The organism is Leucobacter shiyiweii (genome assembly GCF_052446065.1).
In the GTDB taxonomy this organism is placed as follows: domain Bacteria; phylum Actinomycetota; class Actinomycetes; order Actinomycetales; family Microbacteriaceae; genus Leucobacter.
Genome location: NZ_CM127080.1, coordinates 83,489 through 98,130, shown reverse-complemented (window position 1 = coordinate 98,130; position 14,642 = coordinate 83,489). Strand labels below are relative to the sequence as shown.

At 61.2% G+C, this 14,642-nt stretch carries 15 protein-coding genes; 8 read left to right on the top strand and 7 right to left on the bottom strand.

The window, feature by feature from the left end; genetic code table 11:
- Positions 1 to 11 precede the first annotated feature (11 nt).
- Positions 12 to 419: an arsenate reductase ArsC gene (locus ACTNFJ_RS00450; protein ID WP_435906752.1), complete on the top strand. Its 408-nt coding sequence runs from the start codon at positions 12 to 14 to the stop codon at positions 417 to 419.
- Positions 420 to 512: 93 nt separating this feature from the next.
- Here the strand turns inward: ACTNFJ_RS00450 and ACTNFJ_RS00445 are convergent, their stop codons facing one another.
- Complete coding sequence (locus tag ACTNFJ_RS00445; RefSeq protein ID WP_435906753.1) at positions 513 to 1,829, bottom strand: FAD-dependent oxidoreductase; 1,317 nt, start codon at positions 1,827 to 1,829, stop codon at positions 513 to 515.
- An 88-nt stretch (positions 1,830 to 1,917) separates the two neighbouring features.
- Between ACTNFJ_RS00445 and ACTNFJ_RS00440 the strand changes: the two genes are divergently transcribed.
- Positions 1,918 to 2,271: an ArsR/SmtB family transcription factor gene (locus ACTNFJ_RS00440; protein ID WP_435906754.1), complete on the top strand. Its 354-nt coding sequence runs from the start codon at positions 1,918 to 1,920 to the stop codon at positions 2,269 to 2,271.
- A gap of 214 nt (positions 2,272 to 2,485) precedes the next feature.
- Here the strand turns inward: ACTNFJ_RS00440 and ACTNFJ_RS00435 are convergent, their stop codons facing one another.
- Positions 2,486 to 2,875, bottom strand: coding sequence for a heavy metal-responsive transcriptional regulator (locus tag ACTNFJ_RS00435; RefSeq protein ID WP_435906755.1), 390 nt, complete (start codon positions 2,873 to 2,875; stop codon positions 2,486 to 2,488).
- 105 nt (positions 2,876 to 2,980) lie between these two features.
- On the opposite strand from ACTNFJ_RS00435, the gene merA reads away from it, so the two are divergent.
- The 5 genes from merA to ACTNFJ_RS00410 all read left to right on the top strand — a co-directional run bounded on the left by merA (position 2,981) and on the right by ACTNFJ_RS00410 (position 7,983).
- A complete protein-coding gene (gene merA / locus ACTNFJ_RS00430; RefSeq protein ID WP_435906756.1) occupies positions 2,981 to 4,405 on the top strand; it encodes a mercury(II) reductase in 1,425 nt (474 codons plus the stop codon).
- 156 nt (positions 4,406 to 4,561) lie between these two features.
- Positions 4,562 to 5,080, top strand: a complete 519-nt coding sequence (locus tag ACTNFJ_RS00425) for a hypothetical protein (RefSeq protein WP_444711781.1) — start codon at positions 4,562 to 4,564, stop codon at positions 5,078 to 5,080.
- Positions 5,077 to 6,855: a type IV secretory system conjugative DNA transfer family protein gene (locus ACTNFJ_RS00420; protein ID WP_435906758.1), complete on the top strand. Its 1,779-nt coding sequence runs from the start codon at positions 5,077 to 5,079 to the stop codon at positions 6,853 to 6,855. The genes ACTNFJ_RS00425 and ACTNFJ_RS00420 overlap by 4 nt, the downstream gene beginning before the upstream one ends.
- An 81-nt stretch (positions 6,856 to 6,936) precedes the next feature.
- Positions 6,937 to 7,395 (top strand): single-stranded DNA-binding protein, encoded by a 459-nt coding sequence (locus tag ACTNFJ_RS00415; RefSeq protein WP_435906759.1) that lies wholly within the window; start codon positions 6,937 to 6,939, stop codon positions 7,393 to 7,395.
- Positions 7,396 to 7,416: 21 nt separating this feature from the next.
- The gene (locus ACTNFJ_RS00410; RefSeq protein WP_435906760.1) at positions 7,417 to 7,983 is read left to right on the top strand and encodes a hypothetical protein; all 567 of its coding nucleotides are present in this window, start codon (positions 7,417 to 7,419) and stop codon (positions 7,981 to 7,983) included.
- Between the two features lie 6 nt (positions 7,984 to 7,989).
- On the opposite strand, the gene ACTNFJ_RS00405 is transcribed toward ACTNFJ_RS00410, so the two are convergent.
- Complete coding sequence (locus ACTNFJ_RS00405; RefSeq protein WP_435906761.1) at positions 7,990 to 8,355, bottom strand: sulfate permease; 366 nt, start codon at positions 8,353 to 8,355, stop codon at positions 7,990 to 7,992.
- A 191-nt stretch (positions 8,356 to 8,546) separates the two neighbouring features.
- Here ACTNFJ_RS00405 and dprA point away from each other — a divergent pair, with 191 nt between their 5' ends.
- Positions 8,547 to 9,530 (top strand): DNA-processing protein DprA, encoded by a 984-nt coding sequence (dprA, locus tag ACTNFJ_RS00400; RefSeq protein ID WP_435906762.1) that lies wholly within the window; start codon positions 8,547 to 8,549, stop codon positions 9,528 to 9,530.
- Positions 9,531 to 9,533: 3 nt separating this feature from the next.
- On the opposite strand, the gene ACTNFJ_RS00395 is transcribed toward dprA, so the two are convergent.
- The 4 genes from ACTNFJ_RS00395 to nrdE all read right to left on the bottom strand — a co-directional run bounded on the left by ACTNFJ_RS00395 (position 9,534) and on the right by nrdE (position 14,627).
- Complete coding sequence (locus ACTNFJ_RS00395; protein ID WP_435906763.1) at positions 9,534 to 9,740, bottom strand: helix-turn-helix domain-containing protein; 207 nt, start codon at positions 9,738 to 9,740, stop codon at positions 9,534 to 9,536.
- Between the two features lie 58 nt (positions 9,741 to 9,798).
- Positions 9,799 to 11,079 (bottom strand): tyrosine-type recombinase/integrase, encoded by a 1,281-nt coding sequence (locus tag ACTNFJ_RS00390; RefSeq protein ID WP_435906764.1) that lies wholly within the window; start codon positions 11,077 to 11,079, stop codon positions 9,799 to 9,801.
- Positions 11,080 to 11,442: 363 nt separating this feature from the next.
- On the bottom strand, positions 11,443 to 12,423 hold the full coding sequence (nrdF, locus tag ACTNFJ_RS00385) for a class 1b ribonucleoside-diphosphate reductase subunit beta (RefSeq protein WP_435906765.1): 981 nt from the start codon (positions 12,421 to 12,423) through the stop codon (positions 11,443 to 11,445).
- Between the two features lie 98 nt (positions 12,424 to 12,521).
- Positions 12,522 to 14,627 carry a class 1b ribonucleoside-diphosphate reductase subunit alpha gene (nrdE, locus tag ACTNFJ_RS00380; RefSeq protein ID WP_435906896.1) on the bottom strand — a complete coding sequence of 702 codons (2,106 nt, stop codon included), beginning with the start codon at positions 14,625 to 14,627 and terminating at the stop codon, positions 12,522 to 12,524.
- Positions 14,628 to 14,642: the final 15 nt, after the last annotated feature.

The following is a 14,642-nucleotide window of genomic DNA, read 5'->3' as shown; positions in this document are numbered from 1 at the left end:
GAAAAACTTCAATGACCACTCAAACCAAACCCTCCGTGCTCTTCGTCTGTGTGCACAACGCCGGGCGTTCACAAATGGCAGCGGGATACCTACGCCATATTGCTGGCGATCGCATCGAGGTACGCTCCGCCGGGTCGATGCCCGCCGACCAGATCAATCCCACAGCCGTCGCCGCCATGCGCGAAGAAGGCATCGACATCACCGCCGAGCAACCCAAAGTGCTTACCACTGAGGCTGTGCAGGACTCTGACGTGGTGATCACGATGGGCTGCGGTGATGCCTGCCCATTCTTCCCAGGCAAGCGTTACGAGGACTGGGAGCTTGATGACCCCGCAGGGCAGGGAATCGAGGCAGTACGTCCCATTCGTGACGACATCAAACAGCGCATCGAAGAGTTGGTGGCGTCGCTACTCGATTAGTTAGCGCTGCGCCGGGGTGGGGCTCAGTAACATGAGCACTGCCCCGGCACAGTTCAGACGATTGGAAACGGAAGACGTCACTCCCCAAGGGAATTAGCGGTTGAGTGAGGTAACAAGCTCAACCGGTGCAGGAGCGGTTGCACAGCAGCTACCGCCCGACGTTTCCTCAGGAGCATCAAACAAGCCAGCACCACCACACACACCCGTATCCGGCAGCACAAGATCAACGCGCTGTGCAGCTTCAAGGTCGCCCGTTAATGCCGCGGCGACGCTGCGCACCTGTTCGAATCCCGTCAGCGCCAAGAATGTTGGGGCGCGCCCGTAGGACTTCGCGCCAACAATGTAGAGATCTTCTTCAGGGTGGGCAAGATCCGCTGCACCAGTGGCACGGATCGATCCACATGAGTGCAAATTGGGATCTACCTCGGTCGCCACACGTGCGGGTGCCTGAAGACGCTGATCGATCTCCAATCGAACTTCCGACAAAATCGACAGGTCAGGGCGGAACCCGGTCAGCACGATGATCTGGTCTGCTGGGGCAAGCGACCGACCGTCTTCCGCGACCAAAATCGCACGATCACCGTCACGATTCACTTCTACAACCCTGAATCCCGTGACAAGGTCCGCGAGCCCGTCAGCGACGTACTTTTCTGCAAGCTGGCCAAGTGCGCCACGCTCTGGAAGCTCATCCGCAGTGCCACCGCCGAACGTATTACCGACTACACCGCGGCGCAGCACCCAGGTGATCTGGGTAGAAGGATCGCGCCGGGCGATCCGAGCCAACTGTGTAATGGCTGTTTTCGCCGACGCACCATTACCAACGACAACGACGTGTTTACCCGAGAGCGCACGGGCATCCTCTGGCGTCGGAATCAGGTAACTGAGGATGCCTGCTGCCGCGACAGCTTGCTCTCCCAACGCGGGGAGACCGTCCGCACCCGCTGGACTTGGTGTATTCCAGGTTCCCGAAGCATCAATTACGGATCGAGCTTCAATTCGCTCTTCTCCACCATCCGAATTCACCATATGAATGGTGAACGGTTGATCTGACCGGCCTGCATCTACCGAGCGGTCCCGCCCCTTCTTGCTAACTCCTGTCACGCGAACGCCGTAACGCACCCGCTCCGCAAGTGTCTCGGCAAGGGGCGCGAGATACTCAGAGATCCACTGTGCCCCCATCGGGTAACCTTCAGCGGGTTCGATCCAGTCAGTTGTCTCAAGGAGACGCTTGCTCGCACCGTCGATCACTTCAGACCATTTCGAAAATAAGCGCACGTGCGCCCACTCCGATACTGCTGCGGCCGGGCCATCGCCCGCTTCCAGCACCAGTGGTTCAACTCCGCGCTCCAGCAAATGGGCAGCAGCTGCGAGCCCCTGGGGCCCTGCTCCAATCACGACGACTTCGTGCATCACACTTCTCCATCCATTGACATTCATCGATATGAAAAACCTATCGCCTCATATCGACAATTGTCAATATGTTGGGCAGAATGGTGGTATGAACAATTTGCAGGACGTTGCGCCTCCAGTTTTGTCGTCAAGTTGCTGCGCGACGCTTGGCGACAATGTCGTGACTGATGTGGATGCCCAGCATTTGGCGAAAGTTTTCAAGGCCCTCGGCGACCCGACACGAGTAAAGCTGCTCTCACTCATTACTGCCAGCGCCAGCGGCGAGATGTGCGTGTGTGACCTCACGGAACCAGTCGGACTCTCGCAACCTACGGTTTCACATCACATGAAGCAACTCGTCGAAGCCGGACTCGTCACTCGCCAACAGCGCGGCCGATGGGCGTACTACAGTCCGGTCCTGTCTGTGCTCGCCGCAGCTACCAGCAAGTTGGCACCCCGGTAGAAGCCGGGCAGCCCAGTGCGATGCGGCGAGCGCGGCACCGCCGGTTGGTGCTTACTTCATACCGAGACCTTCTCGCGGAACCAAACTGGCTCTTCAGAGGTGAGAGTGTTGGGCGCGGTAGCGGGGTGAGTAGGGCCGAGGCCTACAGGATGGGTAGCGACCAAGCTAACCCGAACATGAAGGCCTCGACTTGTCCGACCCTACGGGGAGAGGTTCAGAGGTATCGGCAGACCTGTCCAGGGTCGCAGTCGTCGGGCTCGGGGTTCGCGGCATCCTCCCGGAGTTTGGTGATGGTGTTGTGAAGGGCGGAGAGTCGGGCGATCTGCTGCTCGATGTCGCTCAGGCGCGCTTCGAGTAGGTCGCGAACGTGTCCGCAGGGCGCGTGGCCATCGTCGCGGATCTCTAGGATCTGGCGGATCTGGGCAAGGGTAAGGCCTGCCGCCTGGCCGCGGTGGACAAAATCAATCCGGGAGACAGCATCGGGCGCGTAATCGCGGTACCCGGCTGGCGTGCGGTCGGCCGGTGGCAGCAACCCTTGCTCCTCGTAGAACCGGAGCGTCTTCGTTGTTGTGCCCGCCTTTTCGGCGAGTTCCCCTATCCGCATCAAGGCCCTCCGATCGTTTGGGCGAGTCTACTTGACCTTCCACTGTACTGGAAGGTCAAGTATGGCTGAAGGGTGCTTTCTTTCCAACCGTTGACAGGAGCCGGGATGCCTACGAAGTACGACCTCGCCATTATTGGATCGGGTAGCGGTGCATTTGCCGCCGCCATCCGCGCAAGCACGCTCGGCAAATCGGTGGTGATGATCGAGCGGGGCACCTTCGGGGGCACATGCGTGAACACGGGGTGCGTGCCTTCCAAGGCGCTCATCGCCGCAGCCGAGGCCCGCCACGTTGCTGCGGATGCGACAACTCGCTTCCCGGGCATCGACACCTTCGCGGAGCCTGTAGATATGCCCGCGTTGGTCGGCGGCAAGCAGGCACTGGTCGAATCGCTGCGGGGCGAGAAATACGTCGATATCGCCGACTCCTACGGGTGGCAGATCCGACATGGCGACGCCACCTTCGCAGGAATACCCGATGTCCCGGTTCTTGAGATCACCGGGGCCGACGGGATGGTTGAGACAATCGAGGCCAACCAATATCTGATCGCGACCGGCTCCCGGCCCTGGGCCCCGAAGTTCGACGGGCTGGAGGAGGCTGGGTACCTCACTTCGACCACGGCGATGGAGCTGACCGAGGTGCCTGAGTCGTTGCTGGTGCTCGGTGGCGGCTACGTCGCTCTGGAGCAGGCGCAACTGTTCGCCAGGCTCGGCTCCAAGGTTACGGTGCTGATGCGGTCCCGGCTGGCTTCGAAGGAGGAGCCGGAGGTCTCTAAAGCGCTGCAGGAGGTTTTCTCTGACGAGGGCATCCGTGTGGTCCGCCGCGCGGTCGCTACCCGAGCCGTTCGGGATGCGGGGACCGGGCAGGTGGTAGTGACAGCGGACGTGTCCGGTGGGGAGCAGGAGTTCCGCGCCGACCAGGTCCTGGTCGCTCTGGGCCGACGCCCCGTGACAGATGGGCTGAACCTCGACGCAGTGGCAGTGAACACCGGAGAGTTTGGCGAGGTCGTGGTTACAGACCAGCTGCGGTCATCCAACACGCGGATCTGGGCGGCGGGCGACGTGACCGGGCACCCGGAGTTCGTCTACGTCGCGGCCCACCACGGCACTATGGTCGCCGAGAACGCGTTCGCCGACGCCAACAGATCCGTCGACTACACGCGGCTGCCGCGAGTGACGTTCACTAGCCCAGCGATTGGCGCGGTCGGGCTGACTGAGAAGCAAATCCTCGATGCCGGAATTCGCTGCGACTGTAGAGTACTGCCGCTGCACCATGTGCCCCGCGCACTCGTGAACCGGGACACCCGCGGGTTCATCAAAATAGTTGCGAACGCCGACACCGGCGAGATCCTTGGCCTGACCGCTGTCGCCAAGGACGCCGGTGAGCTCGCCGCAGCTGGCGTCCACATCCTGGGCAAGACCATTACCGAGGTCGCCGACGCATGGGCTCCCTATCTGACCATGGCCGAGGGCATCCGGATCGCAGCAAAAGCCTTCACCACCAATCCTGCGCGACTGTCCTGCTGCGCCTGAGAACCACCCCGGGTGCCGCGTGCCCCACCAGCGTTCCCCCTACTGTTCTTCTGACTCTCCCTTGCTAGAAACGGTCCAACTGTCGGAAGACTTTTGTCGACCTCAGCCATTCCCTGGTATTACGCGGCGTACCTATGTGGCATGAGCTATCGCCGCATGAGAGAAGAACCGTCCGAACCGTCCGTCAACCTTCCACTCGCCAGCATCCGCGTCGACGAGCGCGGTACCTTGCGTGTCGTCTACGATGGGGGCGAGTTCCCGCCACTCAGGCCGGATAGCGAATGGAGTCGGGCACAATTCGGCGATCTGCTCGATGCGCTCACTACTCACGGCACTCGCACCGTACGCATTGAAGTCCACGAGTTCGATGGCTCGGTGTTCACCGACATCATCCATGCTGTGCGAAAAGAACACACGGCTGTAAAAGCCGGGCAGTCCAGTGAGATGCGGCGAGCGCGACACCGCCCGACGCACCAGCTCTTTGAGATCACCGGGTCCGGATTCATTCCTGGCGAAGACATCACCGTCGCGCTGGCAGTGTCCAGCGCCGAAGGATCTACTGACGGGACCGCTCGTGGCCTCCTCGACCTAGGCCAGTTGGTGGACCACCGTTCAGAAGTCATGCTCATCGGACGCGTTTCAGGCGTGATCGTCTCGGAGCAGCTGCCGTCATGAGTGCTCCACACGCGCAGGGTCGTGGGCTCGGTGATGAGCTGACCAATGCTTTGATGGTTGCCCTTGTCGCTGTCTTTGGTGTTGCCGTGGTCCTGCGAGCAGCAGGTTTGATTGCTGCCTTCCTCACTGGGACAACGCAACCAGAAGTCGGAATTGCTGGTGGTGTCAACGTTCTCTTTGATCCGTTGGACCCGGCGGCAGCGCTCCAAGCGCCCGCGCTCAATGCGATCATCTACTGGGCCGTGGCTATGACGTTGCTTCTCGGACTCGGTGGCGCGATCGGCTGGATCTGGATGAGGTGGCGTCGCCATTCTCGAGCCGCGGATGCCGATCCGCACAAGCTCGCGGGCACTGCCACGAGCCACGAGGTCGTAGCCAATGCGTCTGTGAAGTCGCTCTTGCACCGGGCTGCCACGCTTCGTCCTTCGCTGGAAAAGCCAATGCCTGAGGACGTGGGCTACTTGTTGGGCCGGTCACGTGGCAAGCAGATTTGGGCCAGCGTCGAAGACTCGATCTTGCTGATCGGGCCACCGCGCTCAGGCAAAGGTCTGCACATCGTCATCCCGGCGATCCTTGATGCACCGGGTGCGGTCGTCACGACGTCGACGAGGCCCGACAACCTCACCGCAACGCTCAGAGCACGAGCGCGGCTCGGGCCGGTCGCCGTCTTCGATCCACAGCGTCTCGCTGAAGGTATCCCTGCCGGGCTGCGGTGGTCCCCCATCCGTGGGTGCGAGGATCCGCTGACCGCGATGATCCGGGCAACCGGGCTTGCCGCGGCCACCGAGTTGTCTTCGGGTGGCGTCGAAGGCGGCGGGTTCTGGGAGGGAAAGACGCGCATTGCGTTGCAGGCACTCTTGCACGCTGCAGCTCTCGACCGCCGCAGCCCAACTGAACTCTTCCGGTGGACGCTCGATCCTTCGGCGGCGGCCGAGGCAGTTGCGATCCTGGTCGGCTCGCCACTTGCGGCGACAGGTTGGGCGGAGTCGCTGGAGGCGATGCTCGATGCAGACCCTCGCACGCGTGACAGCATCTGGCAGGGTGTTTCCCTCGCGCTCTCGGCACTGGCCGATCCCCGGGTACTCGATGCCGTCAGTCCATCGGACGGTGAGCACTTCGATCCCGCGACGTTCATTCGCAGTCGCGGCACGCTCTATTTGCTGGCTACCGGTGCGGGGGCTGGGAACAGCTCTGCTCTCGTCGCGGCATTCGTTGAAGACCTCGTCGAGACGGCCCGCCGCATGGCAGCACGATCACCGGGCGCGCGGCTTGATCCGCCGCTACTACTCGCCCTCGATGAGATTGGAAATCTCGCGCCGCTTCCTTCGCTCCCGACGCTCATGGCAGAGGGCGGAGGTACGGGGATCACGACTATGCCCGTGCTCCAGTCACTCGCCCAAGCGCGAGACAAGTGGTCCGAGAATCAAGCAGCCGCGATCTGGGATGCCAGCATCGCAAAGATCATCCTCGGCGGCGCTTCCAACTCTCGTGACCTCCAAGACCTCTCCACGCTGATCGGAGAACGAGACGAATTCACTGATTCGATCACGCTGGGTGACTGCGGTTCGCGCTCGAACCAGCGCTCCATTCGGCGCGTCCCGATTTTGCCGCCCGACCGCATCCGCACCCTGCCATTTGGCACTGGGGTCATCTTGCTGCGATCGGCACCGCCGATCATTACTGGCCTGCATCCGTGGCCGAAGCGGACCGACAGCCCGCAGCTCAAAGCCGATCGCACGGCGGTTGAGGCATCGCTGGAACGCCCCGCGACGTAGCGATACGCACGGGAATCCACGCGCACCTTCCCTTTGCAGTGACCGAACAAAGCCGGTCACCCGAGCAGACAGGAAGAGAACATGTCGATCCACACGCAAGAATCCGTCTCAGGGTTTGTCGCCACCGACCCCAAGCTGACGACCTCGGCAAACGGAAACCAGCGTCTCTATTTCCGCTTTGGGCAGGAGCATTTTCGTCGCGAACAGGACGGCAGCTTCACGCAGCTCGAGACGAGCTTCCATCATCTCGTCATGTTTGGGCGCTCAGCGGAACTGGCAGATGAACGGTTCACGAAAGGCGACAACTTCATTGCCGAGGGTTACCAACAGCCGGTGAGCTTCGAACGAGACGGACAGCCCGTTGAGGGGGAAGAGTTCGTGGCGAAGCGCATCGGTCATGATGTCGTTCGCACCCGGTACGACGTGGATCGCTCACCTCGCAAAGTTGCAGGCCAAGAGGCTCCCGCGCGGGAGCAGAGTCGAGCGTTTGAATCCCCCGCACAGCGAACAGTATTCAGCTCACCGGCGCTCGGCCTCTAACGCACGAATGGGGATCGACTCATGAACGCTCAGGAGAACCTTGATGAAAGCGATGACCTTCCTCACACACCGTGGGGCGATGGCAATCTGGTGGCTGAACCGCCACACCCAGTCAATTGGAACCTGCTCACCTCGCACGACCTCGAACAAGAGCTGCTTGAACTCAATCGCTGGGTGGACTGGCTCCGACTGGAGTACGGGCTCCCAGCGTCAGTGATCCCACCGCTCTGGCACCGACACCCCGAGCTGCTCTGGGAGCTGTCTGCGCTCCATCTGCACTGGCTCTGCGCCTATGACGCGAACCAAGACGGCTCTGCCCCATTGGGCTGGCATCGAGACTTCGCTGACGCGCGACAGCGGCTGCGCGACTGGGTGTCCGCAAGCGGCACCCGTCTCGACCGAGACCGGCCCACACGGCTGACAATCTGGCCCGGTGAGGATCACACGGTCGAAACCGTCGAGCAGGTCATCACTGACCGCGATGCCGACTTCGTGCAATTCGTCGTCGACCAGGTTCAAGTACGCGAAGCCGCCGAAGATGCCTTTTACGCGAGCATCGACGATCACACGGGAGAAGTGCCCAACTAATCGCCGTCACCGGCTGAGCAAAGTGTTGGGCTCAGCCGGTGACTCGTGTATGGCTACCTCTCTGCGGACGACTGCCTCAAAATGCTTCCAACGCAACAACAGCACCACGCTGACCGGGCCCATGACGATGAACTTTATCGCGTTCCAGATACAGATCAAGATCACGAGGTGTAACCACCCCGGCCCGCCGTGATCGATCAGATCTAAACACCACACGGCAGCCAGCGCGTAGGGCACGGCAAGCAACATCGCTGGCACACCCCACTTCAGCCCACGACGCTGCCGAATGAAAGCGATGAGGATGTTGGTCGGCATGCTGTGCTGCATGAACGAGCGAACGTAGATACTCAAGATCCAGATTGAGCGAATCATGACGGGGACTCCCGATGTACATATTTCTCCGAAGAGGAGGCAACATATGATCGAGTTCCCGTGAGGGCCGCCCCGAAGGGCCTGCTATTTGTGGACGTGCCTCACCCTCCAATGTACGCCCGCTTTTGCAGATGCGAAAGGGTCAGATGAGGCGCACCTTCTAGAAGAAGTCACTCTCGAAGGAGGCCACCATGCCCGCGCTCACCGCTCTTGCTAGGGATGATCGATCCGCCCGCGTATTGCTATCGATTATCGGCACCCCCGCTGACGTCGCCACGGGAAAACTACTCACCGAGGTAGGCGCAGCAGAGCTGATCTCAATCGCCGAGGGGGACGGCACGGTCCCGGGCATGGATCCCGTTGAGGCTGCGGTGTGGCGCGATCGGCTCCTTTCAGTTGCCGCCCCGGATCGCCTTGCCGAGCGCATGGTTGAATCCAGCAAGGTCCGTGTGATCGTTCCCAGCGACCCAGACTGGCCAACGTCCCTCAACGATCTCGGCCCTCGTGCCCCGTACACGCTCTGGGCAAAGGGACGCACGGAATTGCTCACTGAGTCGCTCCCGCAGCGCATCACCGTCACGGGCGCCCGCGCCGCCACCTCATACGGCGCGCATGTCACCGACGAATTGTGCGGAGACATCGCTCAGGGCGGCAGAACACTGGTCGCAGGCGCGGCGTACGGGATCGAGGCCTCCGCGCACCGTGCCGCCCTCATCCGAGATGCGAACACGATCGCGGTGCTCGCTTCTGGCGTCGATCGCCCATACCCCGCGGGCCACGCTGACCTCATCGATCGCATTGCCCGAGAGGGCCTGGTGCTGTCCGAGGTGCCACCGTCGGTCGCGCCGACTCGCCAGCGGTTTATCGACCGATCGCGCATCCTCGCCGCTCTGTCGAACGCGATAATCATCGTTGAAGCAGGATCCCGGTCAGGTTCGTTGCACACGGCCACCGAGGCTGCGCAGCTTGGACGCCTCGTCGGCGCAGTCCCCGGGCCGGTAACGAGTGCCGCCAGCACGGGCACCAACCTGCTGCTGCAAAGCGGTCACGCCCGTGTCATTACCGATGGAGCCGACATCGCACGAACGCTAGAGGGCGAAGCAAACGCCCCCGCGCGGAGTGTGATCCGAGCGGGGGCGTCGCATGCTGTGTCACCCACAAGCCGAGCGCTGTAGCTGCTACCTTGCCGTTGGCATCTCTACGACCAGACTCTGTCGAAGCTCGTTGAGGTCAACGCGAATGAGGCGCCCGACCCGATACCCGTGGACGGTACCGTCAGCGATTCGACGTCTGATGGTCTTGACCGAAACTCCCAGATTCTCGGCCGCGACCGCCAACGGAACCAACGCGGATTCGGGTGCACCGTATGGAGTGCGAGCAGTCATGGTATTACCTCCCTGTAAGCGAATGAGTGTCACTCCACAGGTGTCCGCGGCTGTCCGGTTAGGTCTCCTCTCCCCCATCACCTTCTTTCTTCGCTCGGGCGATACTCGAGCTGACACGGTCACTCATACGGTCGGCCAACTCCCGATCTCGGTTCATCGTGGCGTGCTGGTAGCGCAGCACGATGTGGATGTCAGCGTGCCCGCCCCGGCGCATCAGCTCCGCGAGCGTCGCCCCCTCTTGCGCGAAGATCGTCAGCCCCGTGTGCCTCAGGTCATGAAACCTGAAGCGATGAGGCAGCCCCGCGACTCCATCTCGCACGTCAGCCCAGATGTATCCCCACCGGGTGTTCGACAGCGGGATACTCCCCCGGCGGTCGGCCGGGAGCACCGGCGCCTTCGCGTCGGACGAAACGTAGTCCTCCAAGTGCTGCTGCAGCCGACCGATCATGAGCTTCGGAATACTGAGGGATCGCCTGCCAGCCTCACTCTTCAGATCGGTGTAGCCACCGGTGTTGGCGTTGAGCTGGCGCCGCACATGCAGTGTGGCACTTCCGTCGTCATGCCACTCGATATCACGACGCTGCAGGCCGAGGCACTCACCTCGGCGCAGCTGACACCATGCCGCGAGCAGCACCGCGATAGCCCACTGATCTGGAACCGCCTCGTACAGTGCTTCAACCTGAATGGGATTCGCAACGTCTTCACCCGCGTCGTGGTCTGCGTCGTGCCTCACCGACTCTTGCCGCGGTACCGATACATTCGGTGCCGCCGGGATGATGCCGTCTCGTGCGGCCTGCCGGAGGATCATCATGAGCACGATGAGCACCGGTCTCGTAATGCCGTTGAACTTCGAGTTCGGGTTGAGCGGCGCGGGGATCTGATCAAGCCGGTCCGTCATCACCTTGATGCGGGCGGCGTCGATCTCGCGCACCGGAGTGCTCCTAAACTCTGGAACGAGGTAGCCGGTGACCTTCCCCTGGTACGAGCGCACCGTGCCGACCGCCCGTTTCTTACCGCTGCGATTGGGTTCGGTACGGATCATTTCAAGCCAACGCTTGGAATACTCCTCGAAGCCCAACGACTGCGCGTGTTCGACCTCCAGCTCGGCTTGCAGCCGCGCTGCGATCTCCTCCGGTGGCTCCCAAAGGCCTCGTGCCATCTTCGATTGCACCCCGGCAAGCCAGGTGCGGGCATCCGTTTTGGTGAGGAAGGTGAGCGGCCGGTCTTGGTCGGTTCTGGCTGTGTAGGTCGTTCCGTCGAGTCCTGGGTATCGAGCTTGCCAGCGGCCCGACGGGAGCTTGCGCAGGCTCCCCCAATTCTCGCGTTTGCTGTTACTCATGATGCCCTCCCATGGACTCGAACGGACGCTGGCGGACCGTCGTGCCACTTCGTGCCACTCGACTTCACGCCCTTCCTGGATCCGCATGATTCCGCGGATCTCCGGGGGTTGGTTCGGTCGTTGGTGGCACGAAGTGGCACGGCTTGGGCGGTGCAGCAACCGCAAATTCCGGTCGCTACCTCGCCCTCCTTCCGCATGGAAGGTGCGCGCGTGCCATCCCCGTGCCACTTCGGGTGGGTATTCCTGTTCATCTCTGTTCTCCTCTGTCTTTCGACTGGGAGACACGAAAACGCCCCTGATCTGCGAAAACTCGCGGATCAGGGGCGTGATCAGGTATTTACCTGGGGTCTCTAGGAAGAAGTCTTAGAAGTCCCAGTCCTCATCTTCGGTGGCGACGGCCTTACCGATCACATACGAGGAGCCCGATCCACTGAAGAAGTCGTGGTTCTCGTCTGAGTTCGGCGAGAGCGACGAGAGGATCGCCGGATTGACGTCGGTCATCTCCTTCGGGAACATCGGCTCGTAGCCGAGGTTCATCAGCGCCTTGTTCGCGTTGTAGTGCAGGAACTTCTTCACGTCTTCGGTGAGGCCGACGGAGTCGTAGAGATCCTGCGTGTAATGCACCTCGTTCTCGTACAGCTCGTACATGAGCGAGAACGTGTAGTCCTTGAGCTCCTCGCGGCGCTCCTCCGTCTCATTCTCGAGCCCCTTCTGGAACTTGTAGCCGATGTAGTACCCGTGCACGGCCTCGTCGCGAATGATGAGCCGGATCAGGTCTGCCGTGTTCGTGAGCTTCGCCTTCGACGACCAATAGATCGGCAGGTAGAAGCCCGAGTAGAACAGGAACGACTCAAGCAGCGTCGAAGCCACCTTGCGCTTCAGCGGATCATCGCCTCGGTAGTAGTCGGTGATGATCTGCGCCTTTTTCTGCAGGTACGGATTGTCTACCGACCAGCGGAACGCGTCGTCAATCTCCTGCGTCGAGCAGAGCGTCGAGAAGATCGACGAATAGCTCTTCGCGTGCACCGACTCCATGAACGCGATGTTCGTGTACACGGCCTCCTCGTGAGGGGTGATCGCGTCGGGAATCAGTGAGACCGCGCCCACCGTCCCCTGGATCGTGTCGAGCAGGGTGAGTCCTGTGAACACACGCATCGTGAGGAGCTGCTCCTCCGACGTTAGGGTCGCCCACGACTGCATGTCGTTCGAGAGCGGCACCTTCTCGGGCAACCAGAAGTTATTTACCAGACGGTTCCAGACCTCAAGGTCTTTCTCATCTTCGATGCGGTTCCAGTTGATCGCCTGGACGTGATCCACCAGCTTCAGCTTCTCGTGCGGCACCATGTGTGTTCCTTTTTCCGTAACGAACGTGTGTGATCAGCGTTGCGTGAGCGCCCGCAGTGAGCGCGACCCACGCAGAACATGCGGGAGGTGCGGAGCAATCAGAGCATGCACGAGACGCACTCAGACATGTCCGTGCCCTCAAGTGCGAGCTGACGCAGACGGATGTAGTAGATCGTCTTGATGCCCTTGCGCCACGCGTAGATCTGCGCCTTGTTGATATCGCGCGTCGTGGCCGTGTCTTTGAAGAACAGGGTCAACGAGAGGCCCTGATCCACATGCTGCGTCGCCGCGGCGTAGGTATCGATTATCTTCTCGGGCCCGATCTCGTAGGCATCCTCGTAGTACTCAAGATTGTCGTTCGTGAGGAACGGCGCCGGGTAGTAGACGCGCCCCAGCTTGCCTTCCTTGCGAATCTCGATCTTCGACGCGATTGGGTGGATCGAGCTCGTCGAGTTGTTGATGTACGAGATCGAGCCGGTCGGCGGCACCGCCTGCAGGTTCTGGTTGTAGATGCCGTGCGCCTGCACGCTCGCCTTCAGCTCACGCCAGTCTTCTTGATTCGGGATCGCGACGCCAGACGTGGCGAAGAGTTCGCGCACGCGCTCGGTCTCGGGTTCCCACGCGTGGTCGGTGTACTTGTCGAAGAACTCACCCGAGGCGTACTTCGAATCCTCGAACCCCTCGAATGCGACCCCGCGCTCGATCGCGAGCTTGTTCGAACCCTTCAGTGCGTGGAAGAGGATCGTGTAGAAGTAGATGTTCGTAAAGTCGATTCCCTCGACGCTGCCATAGTGGATCCGCTCCCGCGCGAGATAGCCGTGCAGGTTCATCTGGCCGAGGCCGATGGCGTGTGACTTGTCGTTGCCGTCTTCGATCGAGCGCACGGAGGAAATGTGGCTCATATCGCTGACCGCGGTGAGTGCGCGGATCGCGAGATCGACGCTGGCCCCGAAATCATCGCCGTCCATCATCATGGCGATGTTCATCGAACCCAGATTGCAAGAGATGTCCTTGCCGATCTGGTCGTAGCTGAGGTCTTCGTTGTACGTGGTGGGGGTGTTGACCTGCAGAATCTCGGAGCACAGGTTCGACATGTTGATGCGACCCTTGATCGGGTTGGCCTTGTTTACCGTGTCTTCGAACACGATGTAGGGATAGCCCGACTCGAATTGCAGTTCGGCCACGGTCTGGAAGAAGTGGCGGGCACTGATCTTCGTCTTCTTGATGCGCGCATCGTCGACCATATCGTGGTACTTCTCGCTGATCGAGATATCGCCGAAGGGCACCCCATAGACGCGCTCGACGTCGTACGGCGAGAAGAGGTACATGTCCTCGTTCTTCTTCGCGAGCTCGAACGTAATGTCGGGCACAACGACGCCCAGCGACAGTGTCTTGATGCGGATCTTCTCGTCAGCGTTCTCGCGCTTCGTGTCGAGGAAGCGCATGATGTCGGGGTGATGCGCCGAAAGGTACACCGCCCCGGCACCCTGACGCGCACCGAGCTGGTTCGCATAGCTGAAGCTGTCTTCGAGCAGCTTCATGACGGGAATAATTCCGGAAGACTGGTTCTCGATCTTCTTGATCGGGGCACCGGCCTCGCGGATGTTCGAGAGCGAGAGCGCCACCCCACCGCCGCGCTTGGAGAGCTGCAGCGACGAGTTGATCGCGCGCGAGATCGACTCCATGTTGTCTTCAATGCGGAGCAGGAAGCAGGAGACGAGTTCGCCGCGCTGAGCCTTACCGAGGTTCAGGAAGGTTGGGGTGGCCGGCTGAAAGCGGCCCGAGATGATCTCGCGCATGATGCCACGGGCGAGCTGCTGGTCGCCCTGCGCGAGGCCGAGCGACACCATTACAACGCGATCCTCGAAGCGCTCAAGGTAGCGCTTACCGTCGAAGGTCTTCAGCGCGTATGAGGTGAAGAACTTGAACGCGCCGAGGAAAGTCGGGAAGCGAAACTTCAGGCCGTACGCCTCGTTCGTCAACTGCTCAACGAAGTCGAGCGGGTACTTCTCGATGAGCTCACGCTCGTAATAGTCGTTGTCGAGCAGGAAGCGGACGCGCTCTTCGAAGTTGTGAAAGAAGACCGTGTTCTGGTTGACGTGCTGCAGGAAATACTGCCGTGCGGCCTCGCGATCCTTCTCGAACTGAATCTTGCCGTCTGCGTCGTACAGGTTGAGCATCGCGTTCAGCGAGTGGTAGTCCATGTCGCTGACGCGCGA

What these genes read in the sequence shown, in the direction of transcription:
- ACTNFJ_RS00450 (WP_435906752.1), top strand. Translation starts at nt 12, where the DNA reads ATGACCACTCAAACCAAACCCTCCGTGCTCTTCGTCTGTGTGCACAAC.
- nrdE (WP_435906896.1), bottom strand. Translation starts at nt 14,627, where the DNA reads ATGGACTACCACTCGCTGAACGCGATGCTCAACCTGTACGACGCAGAC.
- ACTNFJ_RS00405 (WP_435906761.1), bottom strand. Translation starts at nt 8,355, where the DNA reads ATGATTCGCTCAATCTGGATCTTGAGTATCTACGTTCGCTCGTTCATG.
- ACTNFJ_RS00390 (WP_435906764.1), bottom strand. Translation starts at nt 11,079, where the DNA reads ATGAGTAACAGCAAACGCGAGAATTGGGGGAGCCTGCGCAAGCTCCCG.
- ACTNFJ_RS00425 (WP_444711781.1), top strand. Translation starts at nt 4,562, where the DNA reads ATGAGAGAAGAACCGTCCGAACCGTCCGTCAACCTTCCACTCGCCAGC.
- nrdF (WP_435906765.1), bottom strand. Translation starts at nt 12,423, where the DNA reads ATGGTGCCGCACGAGAAGCTGAAGCTGGTGGATCACGTCCAGGCGATC.
- ACTNFJ_RS00440 (WP_435906754.1), top strand. Translation starts at nt 1,918, where the DNA reads ATGAACAATTTGCAGGACGTTGCGCCTCCAGTTTTGTCGTCAAGTTGC.
- ACTNFJ_RS00410 (WP_435906760.1), top strand. Translation starts at nt 7,417, where the DNA reads ATGAACGCTCAGGAGAACCTTGATGAAAGCGATGACCTTCCTCACACA.
- merA (WP_435906756.1), top strand. Translation starts at nt 2,981, where the DNA reads ATGCCTACGAAGTACGACCTCGCCATTATTGGATCGGGTAGCGGTGCA.
- dprA (WP_435906762.1), top strand. Translation starts at nt 8,547, where the DNA reads ATGCCCGCGCTCACCGCTCTTGCTAGGGATGATCGATCCGCCCGCGTA.
- ACTNFJ_RS00395 (WP_435906763.1), bottom strand. Translation starts at nt 9,740, where the DNA reads ATGACTGCTCGCACTCCATACGGTGCACCCGAATCCGCGTTGGTTCCG.
- ACTNFJ_RS00415 (WP_435906759.1), top strand. Translation starts at nt 6,937, where the DNA reads ATGTCGATCCACACGCAAGAATCCGTCTCAGGGTTTGTCGCCACCGAC.
- ACTNFJ_RS00420 (WP_435906758.1), top strand. Translation starts at nt 5,077, where the DNA reads ATGAGTGCTCCACACGCGCAGGGTCGTGGGCTCGGTGATGAGCTGACC.
- ACTNFJ_RS00435 (WP_435906755.1), bottom strand. Translation starts at nt 2,875, where the DNA reads ATGCGGATAGGGGAACTCGCCGAAAAGGCGGGCACAACAACGAAGACG.
- ACTNFJ_RS00445 (WP_435906753.1), bottom strand. Translation starts at nt 1,829, where the DNA reads ATGCACGAAGTCGTCGTGATTGGAGCAGGGCCCCAGGGGCTCGCAGCT.